This window comes from Bacillus sp. K2I17 (assembly GCF_002209985.1).
GTDB lineage: Bacteria > Bacillota > Bacilli > Bacillales > Bacillaceae_G > Bacillus_A > Bacillus_A wiedmannii.
Map to the genome: position 1 here is coordinate 22,720 of NZ_NJGF01000024.1, position 26,911 is coordinate 49,630.

The 26,911-nt window shown below is 34.4% G+C and carries 27 protein-coding genes; 10 read left to right on the forward strand and 17 right to left on the reverse strand.

Annotated elements, in window-relative coordinates; genetic code table 11:
* Positions 1 to 279: 279 nt before the first annotated feature.
* Positions 280 to 1,299: a zinc-binding alcohol dehydrogenase family protein gene (locus tag CER22_RS22365; RefSeq protein ID WP_088609577.1), complete on the forward strand. Its 1,020-nt coding sequence runs from the start codon at positions 280 to 282 to the stop codon at positions 1,297 to 1,299.
* 48 nt (positions 1,300 to 1,347) lie between these two features.
* Here CER22_RS22365 and CER22_RS22370 read toward each other — a convergent pair whose 3' ends face one another.
* Together CER22_RS22370 and CER22_RS22375 are read right to left on the reverse strand one after the other, a co-directional pair.
* Positions 1,348 to 2,739 (reverse strand): amino acid permease, encoded by a 1,392-nt coding sequence (locus CER22_RS22370; RefSeq protein ID WP_142293535.1) that lies wholly within the window; start codon positions 2,737 to 2,739, stop codon positions 1,348 to 1,350.
* A 577-nt stretch (positions 2,740 to 3,316) separates the two neighbouring features.
* The gene (locus CER22_RS22375; RefSeq protein WP_088609579.1) at positions 3,317 to 4,516 is read right to left on the reverse strand and encodes a multidrug effflux MFS transporter; all 1,200 of its coding nucleotides are present in this window, start codon (positions 4,514 to 4,516) and stop codon (positions 3,317 to 3,319) included.
* A 364-nt stretch (positions 4,517 to 4,880) separates the two neighbouring features.
* On the opposite strand from CER22_RS22375, the gene CER22_RS22380 reads away from it, so the two are divergent.
* Positions 4,881 to 5,432: a DUF5823 family protein gene (locus tag CER22_RS22380; protein ID WP_088609580.1), complete on the forward strand. Its 552-nt coding sequence runs from the start codon at positions 4,881 to 4,883 to the stop codon at positions 5,430 to 5,432.
* Positions 5,433 to 5,538: 106 nt separating this feature from the next.
* On the forward strand, positions 5,539 to 5,967 hold the full coding sequence (locus CER22_RS22385) for a cytidine deaminase (protein WP_088609581.1): 429 nt from the start codon (positions 5,539 to 5,541) through the stop codon (positions 5,965 to 5,967).
* Positions 5,968 to 6,050: 83 nt separating this feature from the next.
* Here the strand turns inward: CER22_RS22385 and bshB2 are convergent, their stop codons facing one another.
* On the reverse strand, positions 6,051 to 6,713 hold the full coding sequence (gene bshB2 / locus CER22_RS22390) for a bacillithiol biosynthesis deacetylase BshB2 (protein WP_088064103.1): 663 nt from the start codon (positions 6,711 to 6,713) through the stop codon (positions 6,051 to 6,053).
* Positions 6,714 to 6,728: 15 nt separating this feature from the next.
* On the reverse strand, positions 6,729 to 7,079 hold the full coding sequence (locus CER22_RS22395; protein ID WP_000407039.1) for a YojF family protein: 351 nt from the start codon (positions 7,077 to 7,079) through the stop codon (positions 6,729 to 6,731).
* A gap of 262 nt (positions 7,080 to 7,341) precedes the next feature.
* On the opposite strand from CER22_RS22395, the gene CER22_RS22400 reads away from it, so the two are divergent.
* Positions 7,342 to 8,667, forward strand: coding sequence for an ArsB/NhaD family transporter (locus CER22_RS22400; protein ID WP_088064104.1), 1,326 nt, complete (start codon positions 7,342 to 7,344; stop codon positions 8,665 to 8,667).
* Positions 8,668 to 8,739: 72 nt separating this feature from the next.
* Here CER22_RS22400 and CER22_RS22405 read toward each other — a convergent pair whose 3' ends face one another.
* The gene (locus tag CER22_RS22405; protein ID WP_088609582.1) at positions 8,740 to 8,967 is read right to left on the reverse strand and encodes a hypothetical protein; all 228 of its coding nucleotides are present in this window, start codon (positions 8,965 to 8,967) and stop codon (positions 8,740 to 8,742) included.
* A gap of 231 nt (positions 8,968 to 9,198) precedes the next feature.
* Here CER22_RS22405 and CER22_RS22410 point away from each other — a divergent pair, with 231 nt between their 5' ends.
* The 3 genes from CER22_RS22410 to CER22_RS32640 are packed head-to-tail and all read left to right on the forward strand — an operon-like array spanning position 9,199 to position 12,480.
* The gene (locus CER22_RS22410) at positions 9,199 to 10,086 is read left to right on the forward strand and encodes an ABC transporter ATP-binding protein (protein ID WP_088609583.1); all 888 of its coding nucleotides are present in this window, start codon (positions 9,199 to 9,201) and stop codon (positions 10,084 to 10,086) included.
* Complete coding sequence (locus CER22_RS22415) at positions 10,083 to 11,180, forward strand: ABC transporter permease (RefSeq protein WP_088609584.1); 1,098 nt, start codon at positions 10,083 to 10,085, stop codon at positions 11,178 to 11,180. Before CER22_RS22410 ends, CER22_RS22415 begins: the two co-directional genes overlap by 4 nt.
* Before the next feature lies 1 nt (position 11,181).
* The gene (locus CER22_RS32640) at positions 11,182 to 12,480 is read left to right on the forward strand and encodes an ABC transporter permease subunit (RefSeq protein WP_141542863.1); all 1,299 of its coding nucleotides are present in this window, start codon (positions 11,182 to 11,184) and stop codon (positions 12,478 to 12,480) included.
* A 72-nt stretch (positions 12,481 to 12,552) separates the two neighbouring features.
* On the opposite strand, the gene CER22_RS22420 is transcribed toward CER22_RS32640, so the two are convergent.
* The 4 genes from CER22_RS22420 to CER22_RS22435 all read right to left on the reverse strand — a co-directional run bounded on the left by CER22_RS22420 (position 12,553) and on the right by CER22_RS22435 (position 16,302).
* Entirely contained in the window at positions 12,553 to 13,104 is a 552-nt protein-coding gene (locus CER22_RS22420) for a GNAT family N-acetyltransferase (protein WP_088609585.1), read from the reverse strand.
* A gap of 216 nt (positions 13,105 to 13,320) precedes the next feature.
* On the reverse strand, positions 13,321 to 14,229 hold the full coding sequence (locus CER22_RS22425) for an iron-hydroxamate ABC transporter substrate-binding protein (RefSeq protein WP_060487827.1): 909 nt from the start codon (positions 14,227 to 14,229) through the stop codon (positions 13,321 to 13,323).
* Between the two features lie 21 nt (positions 14,230 to 14,250).
* Positions 14,251 to 15,267 (reverse strand): FecCD family ABC transporter permease, encoded by a 1,017-nt coding sequence (locus tag CER22_RS22430; protein WP_088609586.1) that lies wholly within the window; start codon positions 15,265 to 15,267, stop codon positions 14,251 to 14,253.
* Positions 15,268 to 16,302, reverse strand: coding sequence for a FecCD family ABC transporter permease (locus CER22_RS22435; RefSeq protein WP_048543839.1), 1,035 nt, complete (start codon positions 16,300 to 16,302; stop codon positions 15,268 to 15,270). It lies immediately after the preceding gene.
* Between the two features lie 275 nt (positions 16,303 to 16,577).
* Here CER22_RS22435 and CER22_RS22440 point away from each other — a divergent pair, with 275 nt between their 5' ends.
* Positions 16,578 to 17,342 (forward strand): DUF817 domain-containing protein, encoded by a 765-nt coding sequence (locus CER22_RS22440; protein WP_088609587.1) that lies wholly within the window; start codon positions 16,578 to 16,580, stop codon positions 17,340 to 17,342.
* A gap of 78 nt (positions 17,343 to 17,420) precedes the next feature.
* Here the strand turns inward: CER22_RS22440 and CER22_RS22445 are convergent, their stop codons facing one another.
* Positions 17,421 to 18,458 (reverse strand): DUF4003 domain-containing protein, encoded by a 1,038-nt coding sequence (locus tag CER22_RS22445; RefSeq protein WP_142293536.1) that lies wholly within the window; start codon positions 18,456 to 18,458, stop codon positions 17,421 to 17,423.
* Positions 18,459 to 18,676: 218 nt separating this feature from the next.
* Positions 18,677 to 19,153, reverse strand: coding sequence for a DinB family protein (locus tag CER22_RS22450; RefSeq protein WP_142293537.1), 477 nt, complete (start codon positions 19,151 to 19,153; stop codon positions 18,677 to 18,679).
* A 184-nt stretch (positions 19,154 to 19,337) separates the two neighbouring features.
* On the opposite strand from CER22_RS22450, the gene CER22_RS22455 reads away from it, so the two are divergent.
* Positions 19,338 to 19,829, forward strand: coding sequence for a DinB family protein (locus CER22_RS22455; protein ID WP_088609590.1), 492 nt, complete (start codon positions 19,338 to 19,340; stop codon positions 19,827 to 19,829).
* A 98-nt stretch (positions 19,830 to 19,927) separates the two neighbouring features.
* Here CER22_RS22455 and CER22_RS22460 read toward each other — a convergent pair whose 3' ends face one another.
* The 3 genes from CER22_RS22460 to CER22_RS22475 all read right to left on the reverse strand — a co-directional run bounded on the left by CER22_RS22460 (position 19,928) and on the right by CER22_RS22475 (position 22,128).
* Positions 19,928 to 20,404 carry a DUF2690 domain-containing protein gene (locus CER22_RS22460; RefSeq protein WP_088609591.1) on the reverse strand — a complete coding sequence of 159 codons (477 nt, stop codon included), beginning with the start codon at positions 20,402 to 20,404 and terminating at the stop codon, positions 19,928 to 19,930.
* A 16-nt stretch (positions 20,405 to 20,420) separates the two neighbouring features.
* On the reverse strand, positions 20,421 to 20,933 hold the full coding sequence (locus CER22_RS22465; protein WP_088609592.1) for a DUF2690 domain-containing protein: 513 nt from the start codon (positions 20,931 to 20,933) through the stop codon (positions 20,421 to 20,423).
* A gap of 301 nt (positions 20,934 to 21,234) precedes the next feature.
* Positions 21,235 to 22,128: a LysR family transcriptional regulator gene (locus CER22_RS22475; protein WP_088609593.1), complete on the reverse strand. Its 894-nt coding sequence runs from the start codon at positions 22,126 to 22,128 to the stop codon at positions 21,235 to 21,237.
* Between the two features lie 123 nt (positions 22,129 to 22,251).
* Between CER22_RS22475 and CER22_RS22480 the strand changes: the two genes are divergently transcribed.
* A complete protein-coding gene (locus CER22_RS22480) occupies positions 22,252 to 23,217 on the forward strand; it encodes a quinone oxidoreductase family protein (protein ID WP_088609594.1) in 966 nt (321 codons plus the stop codon).
* 50 nt (positions 23,218 to 23,267) lie between these two features.
* Here the strand turns inward: CER22_RS22480 and CER22_RS22485 are convergent, their stop codons facing one another.
* The 3 genes from CER22_RS22485 to CER22_RS22495 form a co-directional block, all read right to left on the reverse strand.
* Positions 23,268 to 23,978, reverse strand: a complete 711-nt coding sequence (locus tag CER22_RS22485; RefSeq protein WP_088609595.1) for a histidine phosphatase family protein — start codon at positions 23,976 to 23,978, stop codon at positions 23,268 to 23,270.
* A 160-nt stretch (positions 23,979 to 24,138) separates the two neighbouring features.
* A complete protein-coding gene (locus tag CER22_RS22490; protein WP_088609596.1) occupies positions 24,139 to 24,663 on the reverse strand; it encodes a GNAT family N-acetyltransferase in 525 nt (174 codons plus the stop codon).
* 6 nt (positions 24,664 to 24,669) lie between these two features.
* Positions 24,670 to 26,571 (reverse strand): endonuclease MutS2, encoded by a 1,902-nt coding sequence (locus CER22_RS22495; protein WP_088609597.1) that lies wholly within the window; start codon positions 26,569 to 26,571, stop codon positions 24,670 to 24,672.
* Positions 26,572 to 26,911: the final 340 nt, after the last annotated feature.

Consider the following 26,911-nt stretch of genomic DNA (forward strand, 5'->3'; position numbering starts at 1 on the left):
CACTACTGTTTATTATTTAGTACTGTTTTATAACTAATAACTACAAGTATAATATAACACTTGGTATTGTTCATTGCAAGGTACACTGGAAAAATAAGTATACCTCTCATCCGACGCTTATAAAATCAGAGTGATGGATGTTGCTCGCCAGTTACAAAGTTCTAAATGAAGTTGAAACAGCTCTTTTACAAAATGGAAAGAACTCAACTTTTTTACATAATGACGCTTTACCTACTATAATAAAAGAGAAAAACTCTTACTTTAATGGAGGGAATAGAAATGAAAGCAATTGGTTTACATGAATACTTACCTATTGAAGAAGAAAACAGTTTAATTGATATTGAAGTTGAAAGACCTGTTGCTACAGGAAGAGATATACTTGTTAAAATTAACGCTATTTCCGTTAATCCAGTTGATACAAAAGTTCGCTCTCCGAAAGATAAAAAAGAAGATGTAGCGAAAATACTTGGCTGGGATGCTAGTGGTGTCGTCGTACAAACGGGCGAAGGTTGTACGTTATTTAAAGAAGGCGACGAAGTATTTTACGCTGGAAGTATTACGAGACAAGGTACATATAGTGAATACCACCTAGTTGATGAAAGAATCGTTGGCAAGAAACCTAAAACGTTAAATGATGCTGAAGCTGCAGCACTTCCTTTAACAGCTATTACAGCATGGGAAGGTTTATTTGAACGTTTAAGCATTGATTATAATAAGAAAGATGAGAATACATTCAAAAACATTTTAATTATCGGCGGAGCTGGTGGTGTAGGTTCAATTGCCATTCAACTGGCGAAATGGGCTGGACTGAATGTAATCACAACTGCATCCCGTAATGAAACGATACACTGGGTTGAAAAATTTGGTGCCGATTATATCATTAACCATCACCAACCTTTACAAGATCAAATATTAGAGTTTGGGCTAAAAGATGTAGATTATATTTTCTGCTTAAACAATACAGATGAACATTGGCAAGCAATTTGTGACCTCATTAAACCACAAGGAAAAATTTGCTCTATCGTAGAAAATGAACACCCTCTTGAGATGGGTATTTTAAAAAGTAAAAGTGCTACATTCGTTTGGGAGTTTATGTTTACAAAAGCGATGTACGAAACTGGCGATATGATCACGCAGCACGAACTATTAAATAAAGTAAGCGAACTATTAGATGAAGGTATTTTAAAGACTACTCTAAATGAAACATTCACACCAATTAACGCTGAAAACGTAAAGAAAGCACATGCACTGCTTGAAAGCGGAAGTACCATTGGGAAAATCGTTTTAGAGAAATTTTAATAGTAAAAAATCCGATTTCCATATGAGAAATCGGATTTTTTACTTTCTTTATTTACTTGAAATCTCTTGATCATTTTGAACATCTAACGGAGGTCTTTTCCCTATTCCGAAAGTATAGAAACTAATTGTGACGATAGCTAAGAAAACAATACCTACAACTAATGAAATACGTGTATCATCGTTAAACCACATTCCGATTAATACCATAATTAAAAAGGCAATTGTCAAATAGTTTGTAACAGGAGCAAATGGCATTTTGAACGGATGATCTTTCATCTCTGCTCCCTTTTCTTTTCTAAAATTAATTTGACTAATTAAAATGACGAACCATGGTACCATACCAGGAAGTACGCTCGCACTATATACATATACGAATAAGTTTTTCGGTGCGATATAACTTAAAACAACACCAACCGCTAAACCGATAATTACGCCAACTGTACCGAATAAAGGTACACCATTTCCAGAAAGTTTCGTGAAATATTTCGGCGCTTGTCCATTTACACCTAACGTATAAAGCATACGGCCCGCACTATAAATACCACTATTACAACCCGACATTGCCGCTGTAATAACAACGAAGTTAATAAGTCCAGCTGCTGCCGTAATACCAACCTTCGCAAAAGTTGCTACGAACGGACTACCAATTGTACTTAATTGATCCCACGGATATACAGTTACAATAACGAAAATAGCACCAATATAGAAAATTAAAATACGCCAAATTGTACTTTGAATCGCTCTTGTAAGTGTCTTCTTCGGGTTTTTCGCTTCACCAGCAGTAATACCAATTAATTCCACACCTTGGTATGCACCAACTACAAGTGATAATGCAAAGAAGAATCCTGAAAAACCACCTGTAAAGAAACCGCCATTTGACCAAAGATTAGATATACCAATCGCTTCTCCACCGTTACCAATTCCAAAGAAAATAAGTCCAAATCCCGCAATAATCATTAATAGAATCGTAACGATTTTAATCATCGCAAACCAAAATTCAAATTCACCAAATGACTTAACAGAAATTAAGTTAGCTGCGCCAAGAATAACCATTGCGATTACACCTGGTATCCAAGCTGGTAAGTCTGGGAACCAATATTGCATATATGCTCCAACCGCAATAATCTCTGACATCCCAACGATAACCCACTGGAACCAGTTACTCCACGCTGTAATATAACCAGCTAACGGATGAATATACTTGTGACCGAACGTCGCAAATGAACCTGTACTTGGTTCCATATACAACATTTCACCCATCGCACGCATAATGAAGAAAATAAAAATACCTGCAATTGCATACGCAAGCATTACTGATGGACCTGTCCATTTAATTGTGCTGGCTGATCCCATAAACAAGCCAACACCAATCGTTCCGCCTAAAGCAATCATTTGAATATGACGTGCTTCTAAGCCCCTTTTCAATTCCTTGTTTGCCACTTCACTTCCCCCTCTTAGATGATTCATAGTCGCATTTTAAAACAAGATGCTTTCCCCTAATTCCTTTCGGCCCTGAAAATGATGAAGCAAACGTCATTTTACACTAGCTTTAAAGCTATCCTAAAATCGTTTTTTGCCTCTTACAAAATTCTCAAAACCTTTCATCTTCCAATATTCTATAAATCTTAAAATTACTTACCTTATATTAATTCATTTATCTGAAAAGTTCAATTATTTTTTCGGTAAATCATTATACATAGTCTGATTAATTTTTAACTAAATTAACAATACAATACATCTATTCAATATGATTCCAGCATGAACATTATTACAATATAAATAACCGAGGAGAGTATTTCTTCCTAGGTTTCACATCTCATGTACTTCAATCTTTATAGTTGATAACGTAATTTCCCACACGTCCGATTCATATACTAACCAGAAATTTAATATATTAATAAACTACTGATTTCTTTAGTCCAGCCCAATTTTGAGGTAGGAATCTTACTGCCTCAAAACAGCAGGATAAAATATAAAAGGGTCTCATTTTTAATGAGACCCTTTTACCATTTCATATTTAAATCATTTTTGAAGTTTGTTTCCCTAAAATAAACACTTTAGTAAACACCATCATGATAACTACAATAGCCAGAAAATAAAGTGGCATCACCAGTAACGAGCCCGTATGCAGCTGACTCATTCCCCAAATTGTTATCGTTACAATGACATAGTACCCTAAGCTAAACAAAGCTCCGGCTGTACCAATGACATCTTGAAAATCTACTAATGCTAAACTTAAACAGTTAGGTAACGCTATCCCAATTCCTAATAGCAATATAAACATCGCTATTAAAAATGCAATCATATATATTATGTTTGCATTTGATCCAACAAACGTAATAACAGATAAAAGGATAGCTCCTCCTGTCATTACAAGACAACCGATATATATAATCTTCTCTGGTTTATACGTGGCAAGCAATCGTTTAGAAACTTTGGCTCCAATAATAGAAGCGGAAGCAACAACAATTCCTAGAAGTCCATACATACTAGGCGATAACTGAAAGTATTCAATAAAGATAAACGGCGCTTCTGCATAATAGCTAAATAAAACACCATTCGCTCCTCCAATTAATAACCCATATGTTACTACTTTCGGATTTGTAATTAACCTCTTCAAGACTAAGAATACATTTATTTTATTCGTTACCGAGTCCGTTTTTGTTTCGGGAAGAGAAACAAACGTATACAGAAAAATCCCGATACTCATAACTACTAAACTTAAAAATACGGTTTTAAATCCAAACATTTGATCAAGAAAACCACCAATTAACGGCCCTATCGCTGGTGTAAAAGCAATGACTGCCGAGATTTGAGCAAACATAACATGCCTCTTATGCCCTTCTACACTTTCACGAAGAATCGTTTGTGTAACAACAGAGGCGGCACTTGCTCCAAACGCTTGAATAAAACGACTTAGCAATAAAACTTCAATGGAATTTGCAATAAAGCATAAGAAACTCCCAACGCCATATACGACAATTCCAAATAACATTGCCGGGCGACGGCCAATTATATCTGATAACCATCCAATAAAAAATACACCTAAAGCAAATCCAGCAAAATACACACTAAGTGTTAACTGTACCTCATTATTACTTACGTGTAACGCCTTTGAAATGTCAGGTAAAGACGGTGTGTAAATCGTTTCACTAATTTGCGGAAATGCGACAAGAATAATCATTAACAAAATTGATGGTACTGAGACTTTTTTCATTTTTCATACCCTCCTATAACTTTGAAAATCTCAGAAATAAAAAGACTTTCCTAAGCTACGGAACAGGAGGGGCCATTATAGAAATTCGATCATAAAACAACAAAGAAAACACCTCAATTACGTATGCTAATAATTATAGGAGGGTAATATTAACATTGATTTTAATATATACTTTTTCAATTATATTACATATTGCGTTTCTTTTTCTAGTGTTTGGCCTTAGAGTATTTGTTAAAAAGATAACTTGATGCTACCACCCTTTTATGGAATAATTAGGAATAGTTTAAATTGATAGTTCTAATTATTAAACGACAGACTAGCATATTTTAATGTCGTAAAGCTTACAAACAGGAGGCCTTTCGTAATGATTGAAATTTTAAGGACAGTAATAAATTTCCTGATCGCTCTATTCTCAGGAGAATTACCAATTGTATATTATGTGTGGATTATTATCCTATTCCTAATGCAAATAAGCCAATCTACTCTGAATTATAAACTCTTTAACAAGAAAGATAATTTCAGCACTTATACATCGGAAGGATTACTTGCTTTTATTATTTTATTATTTGGAGGTATGTTAGTATCTAAGTTACTTGCTTACATAATAGACGATCCTACTATTAGTATGACAAATTTAACACATTATTTTATTTCTCTTATTATATTAACTATATTTGTCGTCATAAGCTGTCTTAAAGATTTTATAGAAACATCTATCAAAAATAAAAATGTGTCTCTTTTTAGCTTTTTAGTAGTTTCCTTAATAACAAGTATACTTTCATTCAAGCTTTTATCACCTTTAATCGAAGGTTCTTTTGCTCTTTCTAAATCTTTTATAACCACTTTAATCATTCTTGTAACTATATCAATTCCTCTATTAATTGCCTTAGAGGAAAAGTATGCAGATGAAAAGTAATTCTTGCATTTATAGTTTGAAATTGAGTGACTATTCTTTTTTAACGGTATTACTAAAAAAATAACAGTCATTGAATCGAAAATTAAACAGAAATGAGGACATACAATTGAGCATTGAACAACAATTATATGATGCAGTGAAAAATTTAATTGACCAAAGATATCCACATAATTGGGGCGGAGCTGCAGCAATCCGTGTAGAAGATGGATCCATTTATACAAGTGTGGCCCCTGACGTAATAAACGCTTCAACAGAACTTTGTATGGAAACAGGTGCAATTTTAGAAGCGCATAAATTTCATAAGAAAGTTACACATTCTATTTGTCTTGCAAGGGAAAATGAGCATTCTGAATTAAAAGTATTATCACCTTGTGGTGTATGCCAAGAACGTTTATTTTATTGGGGACCAGAAGTACTATGCGCCATTACAAATCCTAAACAAGATATCATTTTCAAACCGTTAAAAGAATTGCAGCCATACCATTGGAGCGAAGTATATCATGATGAATTCGTAAAAGAATGGAGTACGAGATAACGTGATAACTGTTCACTAAAAAAGCACCGTCCAAATGACGGTGCTTTTTCTATGTAAGAGCTACTAGAAGGTCCCCTTCTAGCCTACTCCCATTTATAAGTCCAAAATTGTTCCAGTTGCAGCCATTTTAATGTTGCTGCATCTTTGTTTTTGATTTTTACGTGTGTTTCTTCTAACATCGCTTCTGTTTGTGAACGATGCGCACCTAGTGCAGCTAATTTATGCTCGAATACTTCACTAATATTATTTACAACATCCGGCTCACCTAATACAGCTTCGCGATTTCTCGTAATCGCAACGGCATGAATGACTGGACGCTCTTCTTTTTGCATACGTGATACAGCGCGAACAACTGCGCGGCCAAATGCATCATGATCTGGATGTACGCCGTGCTCTGGATAAAATGTAATAATTCGAGATGGATTTACTTCTTGAATGATTGCTTCAATTTTATCTGCAACGAAATCAACATCTTCAAATTCTAACGTTTTATCATGGAAACCAAGCATTCTTAAATCTTGAATTCCCATCGCTTCACATGCATCTTTTAATTCTTTTTCACGGATATTTGGAATCGTTTCACGGTTAGCGAATACGTTTTTCCCCATGTTACGTCCCATTTGTCCTAAAGTACCACATGCATACGTTACAGGTACTCCTTGATCTGTTAATAAGCGAATTGTTCCTCCCGCCGCAAATGCTTCGTCATCTGGATGCGGAAATACAACAAGTACATGTCTCTCCATAAGTTTCCCTCCTTCTTACTTAAATGGCGTTAAGCTTAACTCAAGTGCAACTGCTAAGCGGCCTTGGTTATCATGCCCTGCAAGTAATAAACGCTCTTTATCGTCTACTTCCCAGTGCGTAATACCTTCTGCATATACCCAGCCATGATCCATTTTTAAACCAACTCGGTATGGATTTGTTCCAGTAATCTTCCCACGTTCAAAGCGAATAATTGCATTTCGAATGAATGCTCCAACTGTCATCATCTTTTCGTTAAAGTGTGACGCATACGCTCCGTTCGTTGTTTCTAAATGAATATATACATCTTTATTTACAAAACGTTCAATTTCATTTTGAATAAGAGAACTATCTTTTACTATTTCCATCGGAATTCACCTCTTTAAACCATTTTACGCAAAAATAATGTAAATTGCTATCTCTATATTAGAGGACAACGCCCACTTTTCCTAATAATTTGCACTGTGTTTTTTATATTTTTTATATGATATGTAAAAAATATATTTTTTCCTTCACTTTGTTAAATAGTTTTCTTTCTTTTTTGAATTTGCTACAATATATTTTATCCCGTATTTATGCAGCGAGATACATTTTGACAATTGAATACATACTTTAAAGAAGGTGACATGATTGGAACAATCAGCACATGAAGTAGCAAATTGGCAATATTATTTTGCAATTGCCGTATTTTTAATCACGTACGGATTTATTATTTCTGAGAAATTGAATCGTGCTGTAATCGCACTATTCGGCGCTGCTATTATGATTATTTTTGGAGTTGTAGATTTACATACTGCTTTCACATCACATATTCAATGGGAAACGATTACCCTTTTAATTGGGATGATGATTCTCGTACATATTACGAGTCAATCAGGCGTATTTGAATTTGTGGCCATTAAAGCAGCGAAGGCAGCTGGTGGAAAACCAATCCGCATTTTATTATTACTATCCCTATTAACTGCTGTCGGTTCTGCCTTTTTGGACAACGTAACGACCGTTCTACTAATCGTTCCTGTTACACTGTCCATTACACGTATTTTAAAAGTAAACCCTGTTCCTTATTTGATTTCAGAAGTACTATTTTCAAATATAGGTGGAACAGCAACATTAATCGGTGACCCACCGAACATTATGATCGGATCAGCAAATAAGCATTTAGACTTTAATGCCTTTTTACTAAACTTAGCTCCAATCGTAATCATTATCTCTATCGTTACACTTGGTATTATTTACTTCATGTATCGCAACAAACTAAAAACAACACCTGAGCAAATTAAAATATTAATGGCATTGAACGAAAAAGATTATATTAAAGATCAAAGCCTCCTTTTAAAATCCATTTCAATTTTAGGACTAACTATTTTAGGCTTTGTACTTCATTCGATTATTCATGTAGACGCTGCGGTTATCGCGATGACAGGTGCTACACTTCTTATGCTAATCGGCGTGAAAGAACATGATATTGAAGATGTATTTGCCCACGTTGAATGGGTAACCATTTTCTTCTTTGCTGGACTATTCGTTCTCGTTGGCGGATTAATTGATATCGGACTTATTTCTTCACTCGCAAAAGAAGTACTCGACGTAACGAATGGTGATATCGGTTTCGCTGCGATACTTATTTTATGGGTATCAGGCATCGCATCTGCGACAATTGACAATATCCCCTTTGTCGCAACGATGATTCCGCTTATTCAAGATTTAGCTACAGGACTCGGACTATCTGTCGACTCTCCGCAAATCGAAGTACTATGGTGGGCGTTATCACTTGGGGCTTGCTTAGGAGGAAACGGAACATTAATCGGAGCATCCGCAAACGTAGTCGTTGCTGGTATTGCAAAACGTGAAGGACATGCTTTCTCGTATATGGACTTCTTAAAAATTGGTTTACCGTTAACAATTATTGCGCTATTGTTATCACATGCTTACATATATTTACGTTATTTAATGTAAATATATGTAAGCATGAAATTATATCGTCAAATAAAAAAGGTTTGCAGCACTATGCTTCAAACCTTTTTTCCATCACCAAAATATACCAATAATTGCTAATCCACCTAAAATCATACCGCCAATTTGTCCGACGATTGCTGGCGATAATTGAACACCTTTTCTTACCTCAACAACCGGTCTTTCGTGCCTTAGTTGCTGCACTTCACTTTGCAGTTGATGTACACTTCCGTGCAATTCTTTAATTAGTTCCTTTAATTCAGCGACCTCTTCATTTACTGATTTTGCTTTTTCTAAATTCATTTTGCATAACTCCTTTTTCTCTAATCGACACATTGTAAAAATTCTCCAACAAGTGCTCTTTTTCCTTTCTTCACAGTCTCATTTCTAAATTATTCATATAATAGATTTCAGAATGAGATTTAGAAAAAAGCTTAAATTTACAACTATACCTCTTTATAAACCTGAATTTTCAGTTATAATTAACAGAATAATTACATTTTATACCAATCTATTGAAAAGGAGGAATTCTAATTGACTATTCTATCTATCAATAATTTATCAAAAAGTTACAAACATAAAAAAATATTAGATGGAATTAACCTCACAATTAACTCTCCAGGAATTTGGGCTTTAGTAGGTCCTAACGGTGTTGGTAAAACTACTTTTTTAAATATAGTTACCAATCTTTTGCCCGCTACATCCGGGAATATTGAATTGATGGGGAGATCTAACAAAGATGTTGCTTTGTTTAAAGACGTTTCTTTTTTACAGGATAATTCTGTACTATATGACTATTTAAATGGCTACGATCATCTTACATTCATTTGTGATGTGCAAAAACTTTCAAAAGAACGCATGGATGAAGTTGTAAAATATGTAGGAATGGAAAGTTATGCGAAGAGGAAAATTAAAGATTACTCCTTAGGTATGAAACAACACCTTCTCTTAGCGATGGCAATCTTAAACAAACCAAAGCTTATGTTCCTTGATGAACCTCTGAACGGCTTGGATCCAACTAGTGCGATACTGATGAGAAATATTTTATTACGCTTAGTAGAAGAAGGTACAACAATCATTCTTTCTTCTCATAATTTGTCAGAAATTGATCGTGTTACAAAGAAGATTCTTTTTTTAAAAGACGGTAAATTAATAGAAGAGGATATGACAAAGTACGAAAAAATTTATTACCACTTCTTATTTTCAGATTTAAAACATGCACAACACGTTTTATTACAAGAAAACGTACAAGCAGTGTTAACTAAGAATAGCCTTCGAATCCAATTAGAGCACCACACCATCCAAGACTTTATTAATATATTTCATTCTCATAAAATTAATATTATGGATATCCAAAAAGAAGTTATCTGTTCTGAAAAAAGATATGAAGAAGTATTTCATGTATGTGGTGATACGACATGAAAATATTTCTATTCGAACTAAAAAAAATGCTCTACTCTAATATTCTCTTTACTTTAATCATTGCTACTATGCTAATCATCTGCGGGTTATTTCTTCATAATGCGCTTAAACAAGAAGTAGTCAAAATAAACAAGATTGAATTATTTTCTAAATATGAAACAGAAGTTTCTAATCAAGTTACAGGAGATAAAGAGACATTAAAAAAAGGACCTAACGCAAAAATTGAATCTCGATTAGAGATCGGACTTCCGCTATTAAAAAATTTAAATCAGCTTATACAAGAAGTAAAAGAAAACAAGTGGAAAAATGAATTACAGACTGAAATGAAAGTGTATGACTTAGCTATGCGCTTTCAACAAGTAGAAGGGGGTTTCTCAGCCAGCGAAAAAGATATGAAAAAAGCAATACAACTGAATGAAAATTTATTACAACAAGGTTTACCAAAGGAAGACCTTGACCTTTCCATTCAACCATCTCTATTTATAAAAAAAGTAATTTCACTACTACTCAATGCCCCAGGATTTCTTATTTTACTACTCTTACTAGGTACAGTCATTACGAAAGAATTTGAAGACCATACGATTAAGCTAGCCTATACTTTACCTATTTCTCGTACTCACTATATCTTAATAAAATTTTTCAGTTTACTTGTTGTTAGTCTCCTATGGATTTTACTAATATTTTCACTGTCTTATATACTACCAATAATATTCGGAAAATCTACCGGTAATATTTTTAATTACCCGCTTTTCACAAAAACAGAAACTATTATTAGTTCAGGTACATACTTAAAAACAGCTCTCACTTACAGTCTATGTTATTCCACTGTAGCTATTTCCTTATTAGTGCTCATTGGATTGTGGATAAGAAATACTCTTGTTACATATTTAATTCTCACTTTTATTTTGAGCAGTGGTTTCATTTTATCAAAAATCGGCTTTAATCCGTTTCTATCTCCCCTTTCCTATCAACAAATAGATCGCGTCATTTTAAATAATAATGGATATTATCCATTAGGTACAGTGGTGTTAATTGGAAGTACATTTTTGCTCTTACTATGTGCCATATGCATGAATCGAAAGCGTGGTGTGTAATATGAAACAACTCTTCCAATTTGAATTCAAAAAATATTTCAAGAAAAAAACAACATGGATTGCAGTATTAACTTCTATTCTTTTCGTTAGTAGTTTATATTTCTTAAATTATTCTGTCGCAAAAGATATCCAGCGCGGGAATTTGGCATTTGCACAAAATATTGTTAACATTTCGCAACAGATTTTAAAAGAACTAGAATTACAAAAGATTGAAGCTGAAAAGAATGGCGATGTTGAAAAAATTACAGAAAATAAATTAGCTATTCAAGAATCTCAGCAATCTCTTTCAAAGAAGAACAAATGGATTACGAACTATTCTCAAGGTAATTGGCAAGACATATATGAAGAAAATATAAATCATTTACAATTTATGTTTAAGAGCTCAAAAGGCTCTAATACTTTCCCTTACGCAATTGAGAAACAAAATATTTCCTTATTTACAGCACGGGCAACGTTGGAAGAATTATTGTTACTGAAAAAAAATAAAGCTGAACCATTCATTCAAAATACCATTTATACACCCTACCTATTTACAATTTACGATCAATTTACAGGTAGTTCCTTAGAACAATGGGAAAAGAGTACTATGCGTTATGGTACAACTGGTTCTTTATTTTTATATCAAATAATCCAGTACTACTATATACCAGTACTCATTTTATTGGGATGCTTTATTTTCGGAAATAATATTTCTTCTGAAATGAATAATAAGAAGCGTGGTTTGCACTTTTACTATACTTTGCCTATTAAAAGAAAATCATTATTTATAACAAAGTATTTTAGTGGATTCCTTTCTACACTTGTTTTCGTTTTACTAATGCTACTCATTCCTTTGTTATGTAGCTATTTCACGAAAGGAATAGGAAATTTTGATTATCCAGTCCTTGTATACGAAGGATCAGAGCCTAATCCATTTGGCAGTGAGTATAATAGTTTAAATCCCATTAAAGATCAATTTCACTTTATCACTTTGAAAAATTACTTCGGACAAGTATTATTACTAACTGTTGTACTCACATTTTTTCTATATTCTTTTTACTATATTTCATCACTTTTACTAAAAAGCCTAAGTATTACAACGTCTTTTGTAGGTATTATAGCTTTTATTGGAATGAAGAGTTTCTCTTCTCCTTACAACCCATTTACTTACGTGAATATTCACAGTGTTCTAACTGGCGAAACAGCGACTTTAGTTTTTAATCCTTCCATTAATCTTTCAACTGGAGTTATGTTAACATTTGTCTTAGGCTGTACTCTTTTATTCGCAGGATACAAACTATTTATAAGAAAATATAATTAGTAACAAAAATAAAAAAGGAAAACTAATACCTATCTAGTTTTCCTTTTTAGTCAATTATTCATATCATCACTTTTATTTTTGCAGCTCCATCCATTCATCCCTTAATATCCCCATAATGATACGATCAAAACACTTCCCATCTCTTTGAACCGCTTCTCTCATACAACCTTCCATCTGAAACCCCATCTTTTTATACAACTCAATAGCAGCTTTGTTATAAGAAATAACATCAAGACCGACGCGGTGCAAATTCAATTCATAGAAAGCATATTTTAAGATAAGATGGATCGCTTCTCTTCCATATCCCTTCCCTCTATCATTTGCATCTCCTATACCAATGGCTAATAAACCCATTCTGTTATTCCACTCTATGCCATGAATTGCAACAAAACCAATTAAGTGATCATCTTGAACTGTCCTTACCATAAAAGAAACACTATTCGATCTTCGTCCCTTTAATAGCCCATCACTCGCTATTTCATGTAACGATTGCGGAAATGCTATATCTGTATCGACGTTTCTTAAATACTCACTATCTTCTTGCCATTTAGCCATTACTTCAGCGTCGTTTTCTCTCATAACTGATAATTTAATCGTTTTATTTTGAAAAAGATTCATTGTCATTTCAAACTCCCCCTTTTTTAATAACGGGGATACTTATTTTAGCCTATTTATCCCCTTATTCTATAAACTGCTTTATACACGGGATACTTACAATAAGCGCTGACATTGGCACATCTCCTCTACATTAAATTACATTCATTGTATAATTTTTCATTTATTCTAACAATAATAAAAGACCCTCAAAATTTAGAGGATCTTCCTAACGACGAATCGATATTATTTCGTAAACATTTTCTCTGCTTCATCCATTGCCATTTTGTTACCTAAAGCAGAATAGTCAAGCCATGGTTGGTCATTAATAATGTATACGTGCTTTCCTTTAACAGCTTTTAAGTCTTTCCAAATTGGTGTTTCTTGAAGTTGTTTAAATGCAGCTTTTGCCTTATCGTCTCTATTTACAACAACGAAAATAGCATCTGCATCAAAGTCAGGTAATACTTCTTGTGAAATCACTTCGAAAGGACGATTTCCATCAATTTTCTCTACACCATTTGCAGGTTGTAATCCTAAGTCTTGGAATAAAATTGGTCCCATCGGTCTTTTCGTACTAAATACACGTAATTCTTTTGCAGTAACACGAATTGCCATTACTTTTTCGTTATTACCTAATTCTTTATCTATTAAACTTTTTACTCGTTTTGATTGCTCTTCGTAATCTTGAATATATGTATCCGCTTCTTTCTCACGGTTTACAAGTTTACCAACTTGTTTTAACTGATCTCTCCACGTACCTTCATCTAAATTGAAAGAATGTGTTTTTGCAATTTTTTCGTATTTCGCTAAATCTTTGCCCGCGTATTTTTCATCCACGTAAATGTCAGTTGGCTTCAATTGAAGTAATGCTTCCATATTCGGATCCGTTACAACACCAAGTTTCTTCGTATCTTTCAACTGCTCTTTTGCATGCGGTAAGAAATCTTTTAAATCTCCACCAATAACGGAGCCTACAGGTGTAATTCCTAATGCCAGTAAATTATTCGTTAAATGAATGGACATAGAAGCGATTTTCGGCTCATTACTTTTTTCAGTTTTTTTCGTTGCCTCTTCATTAGATTTCGTTTGACCACATGCTGCTAATACTAAAATACACATCATGCTAAATAAAATAGTAAGTTTCTTTTTCATATGTTCTCCTCTTTGAAGTATTTATTTTGTTTTTGTAAGTAAATAAAGAAAATACGGTGCTCCTAAAGCTGCCACTACTACACCAGCTGGAATAGAATTTGGCTCGAATATAGAACGACCTATCGTATCTGCTAGTACTAAAACAATCATTCCGATAATGCCAGCTAGTGGAAGGAAATGTTGATACGTAGTACCTACTAACTTTTTTGCAATATGCGGAGCAACTAAACCGATAAAACCAATCCCTCCTGCCATCGATACACTCGCGCAAGATAATCCAACCGCTGTAGCTAAAAGGAGTAACCGTTCTTTTTGAACAGAAACACCAAGTCCCGCTGCCACACTATCACCTAGTGACAATGCATTTAACGTTTTAGATTTTAGCCATGCATACGGGGTTAGTATGCAAATCCAAGGTAATAATGCTAGGACATGAATCCAATCCCTTCCCCACACGTTACCAACTAACCATCTAGAAGCGAATGTATACGTCTCATCATTTAACTTGAGGGAGAAAAATAACGAAATCGCACTAAAGCCAGCTGAAACAGCAATACCAACGAGAATAAGTCTAATAGGAAGTAAACCTTTTGATCGATCACTCGCAAGTATAATAATTAAAAATGCAGCTAGTATTCCCCCACCAAATGTAAATAACGGTATTAAAATCGATGCATTCTCATTAATAGAATGAAAGAAAGTAACAAATATAATTAGCCCGAAAGATGCACCTGCATGTAATCCTAAAATACCAGGGTCTGCAAGTGCATTACGTGATAATCCTTGTAAAATCGCACCGGAAATCCCAAGGCCAATACCAGCTAACATGGTGATTATAATTCTTGGCATACGATAATCGTATAGCACTGTTGCGCTCTCAAAATCACCATAACCGAAAAGCGTTTGAATTACTTTAAGTGGCGCTATGCTCAGTGTCCCTGTATTTAAACTAATTAAAATGACAGCGATACTAATACAACCAAAAATTGTAGTTACAGTAATAGCTCTCTTTTTATCTGTGTTCAAAAGATCCTTCACTTATAGCTCCCTCCCAACTTTACGTGCTATATAGAGGAAGAACGGAACTCCAACAAGAGCTACCATAATTCCTATCGCGAGTTCTTTAGGAGGGTTTACTGTTCTTGCCCCTAAGTCAGCTAAAACTAATAACATAGCTCCTAATAACGCTGACATAGGAATAATGAGTCGATAATTCACACCAACTAATTTTCTAGCAATATGCGGAATAACGAGTCCTACAAATCCGATAGAACCAACAGCTGAAACAGATACACCTGCAAGAATGACTACTATAATCATCCCTAGTATTCTCGTTCGGTTCGTTTTTACTCCTAAATTCGTAGCGACGTCATCCCCCATTGATATGAGTGAAATAGATCGCCCTATCACTATCGCAAAAAGAACCGTTATAAGAATAATAGGAACTAAAAACTTCAAATGTTCCCACTTAACCCCTGCAACACCACCAGCGTACCAAAACGCTAAATCTTGACTTAAGTCATAATAAATCGCGATACCTGAACTCAACGAATGCAATAGCGCGGCCATAACTGCCCCTGCAATCGTTAACCTCATTGGTGTTAATCCGCCTGATGTTGCTGATCCGATAATAAAAATGAGTACTGTACTTAAAACTGCTCCAATAAAGGAAACAATCATTAAATAGGAATACGGCATATGCGGGAAAAAGGCAAAACTAAGTGCTACTACAAACATCGCACCTGCATTTATACCAAGCACACCTGCATCAGCTAAAGGATTTCGTGTTACCCCTTGCATTACAGCACCAGCGACTGCAAAAGCTGCTCCTACAACTGCTGCGCCAATTACCCTTGGGAGCCTTAATTCATAAATAATTTGGTGCTGCGTTAATTTCGGATTATAATCAAAAACCGCTGCCCATACGGTTTGCAAATGGATATCCTTTGCACCGAATGCAATAGCTAAAAATATAGATCCGATTAAGCATAAAATTGTTAAGCTCATGAAACATATGAACTTAATATGTATCCAGCGATTATTGCCAGCATGTACAGCAAACTTATGTAACATGTTTCATTTCATCCTTTATATGCAGTTGTTTTTTATAATTATTTTTAATTTATAATCATTACTGATAATAATTATCATTTTCATTTAGATATTATATCCTCACTTTTTTTAAATAGCAAACTATTTTTTTACTTCGTTAAATATTAAAATACTTATTACAATTCCTTTCTAAAACTTACAAATACATGAAAAATAAACTACTGGCTTATTTTTTAAATTGTAGTATACTTAGTCATTATTTTGAGTTTTCCAACAAAAACATCGAAGGTGACACAATGTTCTATATAAAACAACTACTACACTTCACTTACGAGCAAGCATTATCTTGTTTATTCCCAGTCGTTATTTTCTTAACACTAGCCCTATCAAAAATCATTTCTAGCCCAGGGTTATACCGCTACGATTTCATACTCATCGTATGTCTTCTTATGCAGTGGATCATGTACAAGACTGGACTTGAGACGAAAGATGAATTAAAAGTAATTACTGTCTTCCACCTCATCGGCCTTCTACTAGAAATATATAAAGTACATTTCGGTTCATGGAGTTATCCGGAAGAGGCATATTCAAAAGTTTTTGGAGTGCCGCTTTACAGTGGCTTTATGTATGCAAGTGTTGCTAGTTACATATGCCAGGCGTGGAGAAGATTACATTTGCAAATGCATCATTGGCCAAAAGCTATTTTTGCAATACCTCTAGGAGCAATGATTTACTTTAATTTTTTTACACATCATTTTCTATATGACTTTAGATGGGTATTAACTGTACTTTTATTCATCGTTTTCTTTCGGACATTTGTAGAATTTTCATTACGAGGCGTTACATATAAAATGCCACTCGTTCTCTCCTTTTTCCTTATTGGTTTCTTTATTTGGATTGCAGAGAACATCGCAACATTTTTCGGAGCATGGCAATATCCAAATCAACGGGAAGCATGGAATCTCGTTCACTTAAGTAAAATTAGCTCGTGGTTTTTACTCGTTGTTATTAGCATTATAATTGTTACACAACTCAAACATTTGAAGGAGTCAAAAAGATAATGCTGATTATGTAAAAAAGCCCATCACTCATTAGAGAGTGATGGGCTTTTTTACCTTCCTTATTAAAGGAGTTACACATTATGAGCTACTACTAGCAGAAGAGGTTGCTGCAGATGAAGCGGCAATCGTTGCCATCATAGCTGCCTGTTGTGCTTGTATGAGGACTTCTATCATAGTTTGTAAACCTGTGTTGGTAGCTTTACTTTCCTCACCTTTTTGACTTACGAACAGTTGAATAGCAATAAGAATATTCGCATCTGTATGCCAACGGAATAATTTCTCTCCCTGCAATTTTTCAATCAATGCTTTAATAGCATGAACCTCTTTTTCTCCATCTTCAAGTAACGCTAGTAGCCCGATTGCTGGATAATGCATCTGTTTCACTTTTACCTTTTCTTGTTTTAACAAACTCCAAATGTTGGTACATGTTGCAACTAACATTTCTTCACGGGCATCCTTCTTTAGCGAAAGAATATGACTTAAAAATTGAAGATCATTCCCTTTACGCAAACCAGCTTTCGCTAGTTTCTGATAAAGACGTTCTACACGGTCCATAAGTGTTTCTACATTCTCTGATTGTCCTGCTAACAAAACTGCAAGCGGATAATCATTCGTACCTGTAAGAAAAAGATGATCCTCTTTCATACGTTTATATACTTGCATCGAACGCTGAATGTGCGTGCCATGTTGTTCATTTTCTTCTGTTAAAAGCACAGCTGCTGCGAGATAAGTAAATATACTTCGGCTAAAACCACCAGCAACCAATTGTTCGTATAAATCTAAAAACTTCCGAAAAGCTTTCTTATAATCTGTAAAGTGAATATCTAAAGTTGCGGCCACCACAAAGCGATGATAAGACTTCAAGTATGAAAACATCCCTACCTGATTCTTAATATAACTACTAATTTCTAAAAAACGTCCAAGGTCAAACAATTTATCACTACCTGTATACATAGCAGCAATCATCATTCCTGTTCGAGAATCACTCGTTTTCCATTTTAGCTCTCCCTTTAATTGTCCATATGTATGTGTGTATTGCTCCAACTTTTGTTCTAATGTAATCATAGTATTCACCCCTATTTCTAGTTCTTCTCTACTATTATACTTATATACCATATAGATTCCGCAACCTTATTTCTGTATTTTCTTCAATATTTTTCTATTATGTAAAACAAATATAATAACTATACCTACTTTATCAGTATCAAGATTACAAGCGCTTACACCCCTTTAAGCTCAACGACAAAAAGGATAGATAATAAATTATCTATCCTTTTTGTCGTTATATTATTTCACAATACAGGTGTAATTTCGTTTTTTACATGCAATTACAACTAAAGAGCTTTAATAATACGTTCCATCGCCTTCATTTGTCCAATATGATCAGCTTCATGATAAAGCATCATACCGTAAAGCTCCCCTACTGTTTCCAATCCTAGGAATGGCTCTGGCAGTTTATTTTCAAATGCTTCTGTTGGAATTTCGTTAATACATTTCGCTTGTTCTTTTAATTGAGCCACTAACACTTCCAATGACGGCCCCTCTGTTTTCCATTTAGATGGTCTTGATCCATACCCAAACATACCTGGATATTCAGTTGGTAATTGTTTGAATTCTTTTCCAAACATGAAAACTTCTGCTGCCGTTAACACATGACCGATATGCCAGCGAATTGTATTGTTAAAACCTTCTGGCTGCGTATCCACAGTTTTATCGTCTAGCGTCTCCATAAATTTAAGCAATTCCCCACGCGTTATTTCAAATTGTTTTAAACCAACTAGTCTATTCATTTGATCGTTCCCCTTCTTCATGTACCATTTATTATGAACTAAGAATGTTCAACACATTAAAGTTTTACCTTGTTTAATCTATCAGAAACGATTAAGAAAAACATCTAATATGCTTAGTCAAAATATTTAAAAGGTTCACCCCTAATAAATATAGAATTACTTACTACAAAGTTAGTTTAGTAAATAATAGAGGAGTGTTAATTACATGTTACATGTTTTAAAACAACAATATAATCTTATTAGCTCTACAAGAGAAACTCTATTTTCGTTTTTGGAAGAAATCCCACTAGAAAAATTACATAGTACTGTTCCGAATTTCGGTAGCGGTAGCATTATAAAGACACATATTCATGTAGCCGATTGCTATCGGTACTGGCTTGGATCATTCGCATTCAAGCAAAAACGGGCAGATTTTTCATTTGCTAGTGATTATGAAATTGAGCATGCAGATATCACGAAAGTCCGTGCTAGATTTAAGTTAGTAGATAAGACTGTACAACATTTTTTAGATGAATACAATGACCGCTGGCTCGAAAATATAGCAAATGAAGTAAAATGGCAAAAAGAACCTTGGAGTACAACTCCGCTATGGCTTTTAACTCATACAGAGACACATGAGTTTCATCATAAAGGACAAATTGTATCAATGGCTCGTCACCTTGGATACAATCCTCCTGATACAGACCTTATTAGTTGATTACCTAAAAACTTAGAATGAATACAGATCGAGCATGCTTTGAAACCCAATCAAAACATGCTCTTTAAATATGCTATCTTAAATTTTTTATAATATAATCAATACCAAATAGTCTCCGCATAATTATATGCGTCACTATTCGGAATAGCATGTTTCCCTTGCGCCTGTGCCTTTCTTGGATCTAAATCATATACCATTGGCGTATAGCATGATGTTTGCCCTTTATTTACAACACCATTTCCTCCAGTACTCCCGCAAGTGTATGCCTTTCCATCTGTTTTTCTAACAATCCTTGCATCAGCTTCGTTATTATATACTGCTGCACGAGTTACTGTAACTTTTGCCCATGCTGTCTTACACGTTGTGCTAAATTTTAATTCCACATAAGAATTGGAATCAATCCACTTCTTTTCTTTCGTTACTGCTGATTGATCACAACTATTGTAATACGGACTTTTCCCATCATACGAATGATCTTCTGCATATGCTTTATCATTATTCGTCGTACTAAACACACTAGTTAAAACGAGAAAAGATAGGCAAAAACATGCGCTCAGCTTTTTTAAAAGTTTCATAGCACTCCGCTCCTTTTTAATAGCGTCCAGTTTTCCCGTAACCGTTATTAATTGTAACGGCTTCAGCATCAGCTGTATAACCAAAATCCGCAGTTAAATCAAATACCATTCCTGTATACGTACTCGTTTGACCTGTTTTAATTGCTCCATTACCATTATTAGAATCTACTGATTTTTGGAATACACCGTTTTTATATTTATTAATAACAGCGTAAGCATATATCCCTCCAGAAACGGAAGGTGCTGGTTGTTCTAAAACAAGCTTAGACCATGCTGCGTGACATTTATTACTGTAACGTAAATACACTGTCCCTACTTTTTTACTACCCTCATACACCGCTGTAGACTTTGCATTAAATCCATCTGCATCACACGTTGTACTGCCTCCGTATACTTTTGTTGTAGCCGGATTTTTTCCGTCATAGTAACTACTTAAATCAGTAGCTGCAAATGTACTTCCTTGAAAACTAAATAATACACCTATACTTGCCACACTTAATACACATACTTTCATTAACTTTTTAAACATTTTCAATCTCCTCCCTCAAAATAAGTACGTATAATAAAGACAATCTCCCCCTATGTACGCCCCTCCTTTCATACTTCCTAGAGGCATCTTACAGAAACGAATAAACGTTGTAAATTTCCTTATGAGTATTGGAATATACGAAGAAATTTACGTATCCGTCTAAGAAAAAAAGTTGAGAAATACACATTTTATAGCATCCTTTATTTAAAACATAAAAGAACCGATACTTGTTACATGCAAGCATCGGTTCTTTATACAAAAGTGCCATTTTTTCTTTTATATAAAATAAATATTTCTCCACTTAATCCGTTGTAAAAAACTCCCTCGTTACATCAATAAATTGTTGTAGCGGCGCTGTCATCCATTTATCTTTATGCCAAGCAATTTGTGTATAAATCGGTGAGATTGCATTTTCTACATGTAACTCTTTTATCGTCCCTTCTCTTATATCTTTTTCTACTACTATCGCTGGTAAAACCGCTATACCTAAATCTGCAATAACACATTGCTTAATTGCCTCAACACTAACGAACTCAATTTTATTTGCTGGATACACATCTTCTGTACGAAATAGCTCTTCAAATAAAGTTCGATACGAGCAACCAAGCTCCGTTAGTAAAAGTGTCTCACTTTCTAAATCTTTTGTAGTAATGGAAGGTTGTTCAAGTAAACGATGCCCTGAAGCAGCTACTACTTTTAATTCTTCTTTCATAAGCGGCTCCACATGTAAAGCATCTTCTGTTTTACATTCGTCCAAAATAAAGGCAAGATCGACTTTTCCCTCCATCAATTGTTCCTTCGCATCTTTATTGGAATGCGCCGGTTTAAATATAAGCTTTATTTGAGGAAATTGTGCTTTAAACCTCTTTAATATAGAAGGAAGTCTATATGTACATTGACTTTCCTGCGCACCGATTATTAACGTACCTGCTATTTCCTCATCATCTTTCACAGCCATTTTTGCTTCGTTACTAAGTGCAATCATCTTGTCGGCATATAGTTGAAACTTCCTACCTGCTTCCGTTAAGAAAAGACGTTTTCCTAATCTTTCAAATAACGGCGTACCTAGCTCAGCTTCTAACGTTTTAATTTGTGCCGTTACGCTCGATTGAGCAAAGTTTAATTTCTTCGCAGTTTGCGTAAAATTCAAAGTATCCGCCGCTACTTTAAATGTAATTAATTGCTTTATCTCCATTTATCATCCCTCTTTTCAATCGATATTTCCGATTGATTTTATCGAAATAATCCTCTTTGTCTATCGATATTTGTATTGTATGATAAAGAGCATCGACAAACAATAAAAATGGAGGTATTCCATATGAAAGCACTTTGTTTCGAACAGTTCGGAAATCCGGATGTACTACAATATAAAGAACTAAATGATCCAATCATAAATCCAAATGAAATTCTTGTCCGCACGAAAGCAATCGGTTTAAATTTTGCCGATATTTATAGACGCCGCGGCGATTATCATCTCGCTGGCAACCCGCCATATGTATTAGGTTATGAAGGGGCTGGCATTGTTGAACAAGTAGGAGCTGATGTTACGAATATTAATCCTGGAGACCGTATCGCATTTGCTGATGTACCATTTGCAAATGCAGAACTAGTTGCCGTTCCATCTGAGAAAGCAATTATACTTCCAGATTCTATTTCTTTTGAAACAGCAGCTTCTGTCTTATTACAAGGATTAACAGCACATTATTTAACGAAAGATAGCTATGAAATAAAACAAGGTGATATAGCTTTAGTACATGCCGCAGCTGGAGGTGTTGGGCAACTTCTCGTTCAAATAATTAAACTACTAGGCGGAAAAGTAATCGGCCTCACTTCATCAAAAGAAAAAGCACAAATAGCTACATTAGCTGGTGCTGATCACGTATTTTTATATACGGAAGCATGGCCTGCGAAAGTACTTGAAATAACAAACGGTGATGGAGTAAATGTTGTATATGAATCAGTAGGTTCTACATTAGAGGAAAGTTTTAGCGCTACTAAAACTGGTGGCACTGTCGTATTTTACGGAATGGCCGGTGGTAATCCAGCATCCGTTAATCCTCGTATGCTTATGGATACTTCGAAAACTTTAACTGGCGGAGACCTTTGGAACGTGCTTACATCTTATGAAGAGAGAAAAGAACGCTCCTCTCAATTATTCAAATGGATTGCGACCGAAAAATTAAAGATCACAAGTTCTACTACATTCTCTTTACAAGATGGTGCCCGTGCTCATGAATTATTAGAGAGCAGAAAAAGTACTGGGAAGATTTTATTGATCCCATAATTAACAACATAAAAAGGAAGCTAGATTTCTCTACCTTCCTTTTCTTATTTTTATATTTCCACACTTGCTTTCCCTTTTGCAACATAACTCATATCTCCAACAGACTCGACTGTGTATGTTCCGTCTTGATATACAATCTTCGTCACACTAGCATTTTCCACTCCAAGTTTTGTTTTGCTACTGTCTAGCATTTCAATTAATGCAGTAATCAAAAGCCCATGAACGACAACTAAAACGTTACCGCCACCATTTGCAGCAGCTTCTTCACTAATCTTATCAATCTCTGCTTTTATACGAGTAGAAAATAATTCCCAATCTTCCGCCTGTTTCGTAGGGTCTGCTGCTCTAATCAGATTAATCACTTCTTGAATAGAAAACTTCATAAGTTCTTCTGGCGATGCAACGCCCGCAGCTTTTCCAACTACATCCCACATATTTTCAAGTTTTTCACCTTCAAAAATACCAAAATTTAATTCTCGTAAATTTTTTCTTTTCTCAAGTTTTAACTTTGATTGCTCACTATATTTTAATACTAAATTAGCAGTTTCAATCGCTCGGCCACTATCACTACTATATGCACTCATAAAATGAACATCTTTTAATCCCGTTCCTAAATTAGAGGCAACTTCCACCCCTTTCTCTACTAATGGAGAGTCTGCCCAACCTTGCGCGCGATGATTCGTATTTAATATTGTTTTACCGTGTCTCGTAACATATAACGTAACTACATTCTCATTGCTATCTATATCTCGATTCTTCATTCTTTTCTCTCCCTTTACATTTCTATATCAATTTTACCATCTTAATTATTCATTGAGCAAAATATACGTAAGTGAATTTGCTCAATAAAAAAAGCTATCTTTCTGTATATCTCTACAAAAAGATAGCATCTTTTATGATTACATTTCTTAACTGATATTCCTACTCAGCAAAAGCACTCGAATACTGTACAATTCCTTCTACACCTTGCAGAGCGTTCTCACTTAACTCCATCACCATAAATACTTCATCTGGCACTTCAAATGGTGCTTTTATATTCCACTCACTTGCTTTCTTAAAGCCAAATTTCGGATAGTATTCTGGGTGTCCTAATACTACAACTGACCCGTATCCAAGTTCTTTCGCTTTTTCTAACGCAGCTCCAATAAGTTTTCCACCAATTCCTTTTTTCTGATAGCCCCTAGCAACTGAAACCGGTGCAAGTGCTAATGATTCTACAGAAGTTGCACCTTGTTCTATCTTTATTTTTGATAACAGAATGTGCCCAACAATTTCTTCATTTACCGCAACGATTGATAATTCAGGAATAAACGCTTCACATTTTCTAATACGACTCACAAGTTCATGTTCTGTTTTATCACTGAATTCTTCTTTTAAAAATGCTTTTTGTACAATTTCTTCTGTTTTTTTATAATCACTTTGTTGTTCTTGTCTAATCGTTACCATTTTAACTTATTCTCTATTCTTTCTTATTTCTTTTTGGATTTTACGAAGCGCTTTTTTCGATCCACGCTCAATATCATGTTGCATTTTTCTTTCTTTATAATCGACAAATAGTGTATTTAAATCGTATCCCTCTGGGTATAATTCTTTTGCTGCTACCTCTAACGTAATACGTTTTACATTCACTTCAACGAATTCACCGTTATAATATACAACGACGTTATAGAAATTATCTATTTCCTTATAGATGATACCAAAATCATCATAATCTAATACATTTACACGATCGCCGATTTTGTACTCGTAATGATTTTCTCTTTTTTCTTGCACAAATTTCGGTTTTCTAATTTTGCTTTCATTCAGTTTTTCAAAACGATATTCTTTATTTTCCATGTACTCTTTCGCTCTTTGCAGTACATGTTCTCTTACGTTCATTTTATTTGCAATCCAAAGTGCATTACTTTCACCTGATTTTCCGATTACTAATTTATAAAGTGGTTCTAGTGTCTCACTATTAAATTGCATCGCTGCATTCATAAAATCATCATGCATTTCTGAGAATCGTTTAATTTCACCATAATGAGTACTCGCAACTGTAATACATCCCGCAAGATAAAACTCCTCTAAAATAGAAATTGCAAGTGCTGCCCCTTCATTCGGTTCAGTCCCGCTTCCTATCTCATCAAATAATAGTAGCGTATTATTATTTGACATCCTCATAATTTCAGATAGATTTTTCATATGAGATGAAAATGTACTTAGTGCATTTTCAATACTTTGATTATCACCAATATCTACAAATACATTTTCAAAAATAGCAATTTCTGTTTCTTTATCTCCAGCGATGTGCAGACCTGACATTGTCGCTAATGTTAGTAGTCCAATTGTTTTTAATACAATTGTCTTCCCGCCCGCATTTGGTCCTGTAATAATTAAACTACGATAACTTTGACCGATTTCAAAGTGTAACGGTACTACTTTTCCGTTTAAAAGCGGATGCTTACAATTTACTAAATGAATGTAGCCATGATCATTTAACTTTGGCTCTATTCCATCGATTGATTTACTAAACTTCGCTTTTGCAAATACCATATCATACTGACTAATTAATTCCATATTAATTTTTATATGATAAATATTTTCTACTACCATCCCTGATAAAGTCGCTAAAATTTGATACTCTTCCATCGCTTCTTCTGCTTTCAAACTTGCGAGTTCCACGTTTAACTTTGTAACCGTATGCGGTTCTACAAATACAGTAGAACCTTTAGCGGACGCTTCAACTATACTTCCCGCAACTTGATTTTTATAAGAAGATTTAATTGGAATCGTATACCTATCATCCTTCTTACTAATAAAGAACTCTTGAATATACTTCTTATTTGCACTACTATTTAAAAACTTCGTTAAGCGCTCTTTTATTTTTCCGTCTACCGAATCAATGTTATTGCGAATTCGTTTTAATTCCTTACTCGCAGCTGCATCAATACTATTACCTTTAATGGAAAAGTTGATTTCCTCTTCAATACTTTTATATTCAGTCATTGAATTCGCATAAGAAGCTAATACTGGCGCAAAAAATTCTTTATCTAACATAAATTTTTTAATCTTTCTACAGCCGCGTAAAAAGTCAGAAACACTTACTAACTCTTCAGGATCTAAAATCATCCCTTTTTCTAATTTTTGAATTGTACTAGCAATATTTGAAATACCGAAAAAAGGAACATGCCCTTCTGCATCTACTATAGCTCGTGCTTCCGTCGTTTCATTCAAGCGATTCCTCACTACTTTTATACTCGTACTCGGCTCTAATTTGTTTAATAATTCCTTACCTAATCCACTTACACAATATGATTTCACTATTTCCTTTAATTCGTTATATTGTAACTTTTCAAAAGTCATCGTATTCATTTTATTTCTCCTCACTATGATTGATTTTTATCATAAATGAAGATACCTACTCATTAGATTCCAATGAGTTCTACATGATTCATTTACCATTTTTATACATTCAAAAAATATACAAAAAAGCTGCGGGGATACCGCAGCTTTTACATTTACAAGGCATGTGTAATAACATATGAGGAAATAAGCCATAAAAAACGGATGGCACTCCCCTTATTACACGCTTTATAAAGTATTGTAGGTATCTTCATAGGTATCGAAATAAATCCATGACAAAATTAGGGGCATGGTATACATAAAAATCCCCTGTTCTTATCCGATTTATTTCATTAAATTTTTCCTATTT

Excerpts from the sequence above, each read along its gene's own strand:
- CER22_RS22365 (WP_088609577.1), top strand. The coding sequence starts at position 280 with ATGAAAGCAATTGGTTTACATGAATACTTACCTATTGAAGAAGAAAAC.
- CER22_RS22375 (WP_088609579.1), bottom strand. The coding sequence starts at position 4,516 with ATGAAAAAAGTCTCAGTACCATCAATTTTGTTAATGATTATTCTTGTC.
- CER22_RS22380 (WP_088609580.1), top strand. The coding sequence starts at position 4,881 with ATGATTGAAATTTTAAGGACAGTAATAAATTTCCTGATCGCTCTATTC.
- bshB2 (WP_088064103.1), bottom strand. The coding sequence starts at position 6,713 with ATGGAGAGACATGTACTTGTTGTATTTCCGCATCCAGATGACGAAGCA.
- CER22_RS22395 (WP_000407039.1), bottom strand. The coding sequence starts at position 7,079 with ATGGAAATAGTAAAAGATAGTTCTCTTATTCAAAATGAAATTGAACGT.
- CER22_RS22405 (WP_088609582.1), bottom strand. The coding sequence starts at position 8,967 with ATGAATTTAGAAAAAGCAAAATCAGTAAATGAAGAGGTCGCTGAATTA.
- CER22_RS22415 (WP_088609584.1), top strand. The coding sequence starts at position 10,083 with ATGAAAATATTTCTATTCGAACTAAAAAAAATGCTCTACTCTAATATT.
- CER22_RS32640 (WP_141542863.1), top strand. The coding sequence starts at position 11,182 with ATGAAACAACTCTTCCAATTTGAATTCAAAAAATATTTCAAGAAAAAA.
- CER22_RS22420 (WP_088609585.1), bottom strand. The coding sequence starts at position 13,104 with ATGACAATGAATCTTTTTCAAAATAAAACGATTAAATTATCAGTTATG.
- CER22_RS22425 (WP_060487827.1), bottom strand. The coding sequence starts at position 14,229 with ATGAAAAAGAAACTTACTATTTTATTTAGCATGATGTGTATTTTAGTA.
- CER22_RS22435 (WP_048543839.1), bottom strand. The coding sequence starts at position 16,302 with ATGTTACATAAGTTTGCTGTACATGCTGGCAATAATCGCTGGATACAT.
- CER22_RS22440 (WP_088609587.1), top strand. The coding sequence starts at position 16,578 with ATGTTCTATATAAAACAACTACTACACTTCACTTACGAGCAAGCATTA.
- CER22_RS22445 (WP_142293536.1), bottom strand. The coding sequence starts at position 18,458 with ATGGTATATAAGTATAATAGTAGAGAAGAACTAGAAATAGGGGTGAAT.
- CER22_RS22450 (WP_142293537.1), bottom strand. The coding sequence starts at position 19,153 with ATGAAGAAGGGGAACGATCAAATGAATAGACTAGTTGGTTTAAAACAA.
- CER22_RS22455 (WP_088609590.1), top strand. The coding sequence starts at position 19,338 with ATGTTACATGTTTTAAAACAACAATATAATCTTATTAGCTCTACAAGA.
- CER22_RS22460 (WP_088609591.1), bottom strand. The coding sequence starts at position 20,404 with ATGAAACTTTTAAAAAAGCTGAGCGCATGTTTTTGCCTATCTTTTCTC.
- CER22_RS22465 (WP_088609592.1), bottom strand. The coding sequence starts at position 20,933 with ATGTTTAAAAAGTTAATGAAAGTATGTGTATTAAGTGTGGCAAGTATA.
- CER22_RS22475 (WP_088609593.1), bottom strand. The coding sequence starts at position 22,128 with ATGGAGATAAAGCAATTAATTACATTTAAAGTAGCGGCGGATACTTTG.
- CER22_RS22480 (WP_088609594.1), top strand. The coding sequence starts at position 22,252 with ATGAAAGCACTTTGTTTCGAACAGTTCGGAAATCCGGATGTACTACAA.
- CER22_RS22485 (WP_088609595.1), bottom strand. The coding sequence starts at position 23,978 with ATGAAGAATCGAGATATAGATAGCAATGAGAATGTAGTTACGTTATAT.
- CER22_RS22490 (WP_088609596.1), bottom strand. The coding sequence starts at position 24,663 with ATGGTAACGATTAGACAAGAACAACAAAGTGATTATAAAAAAACAGAA.
- CER22_RS22495 (WP_088609597.1), bottom strand. The coding sequence starts at position 26,571 with ATGAATACGATGACTTTTGAAAAGTTACAATATAACGAATTAAAGGAA.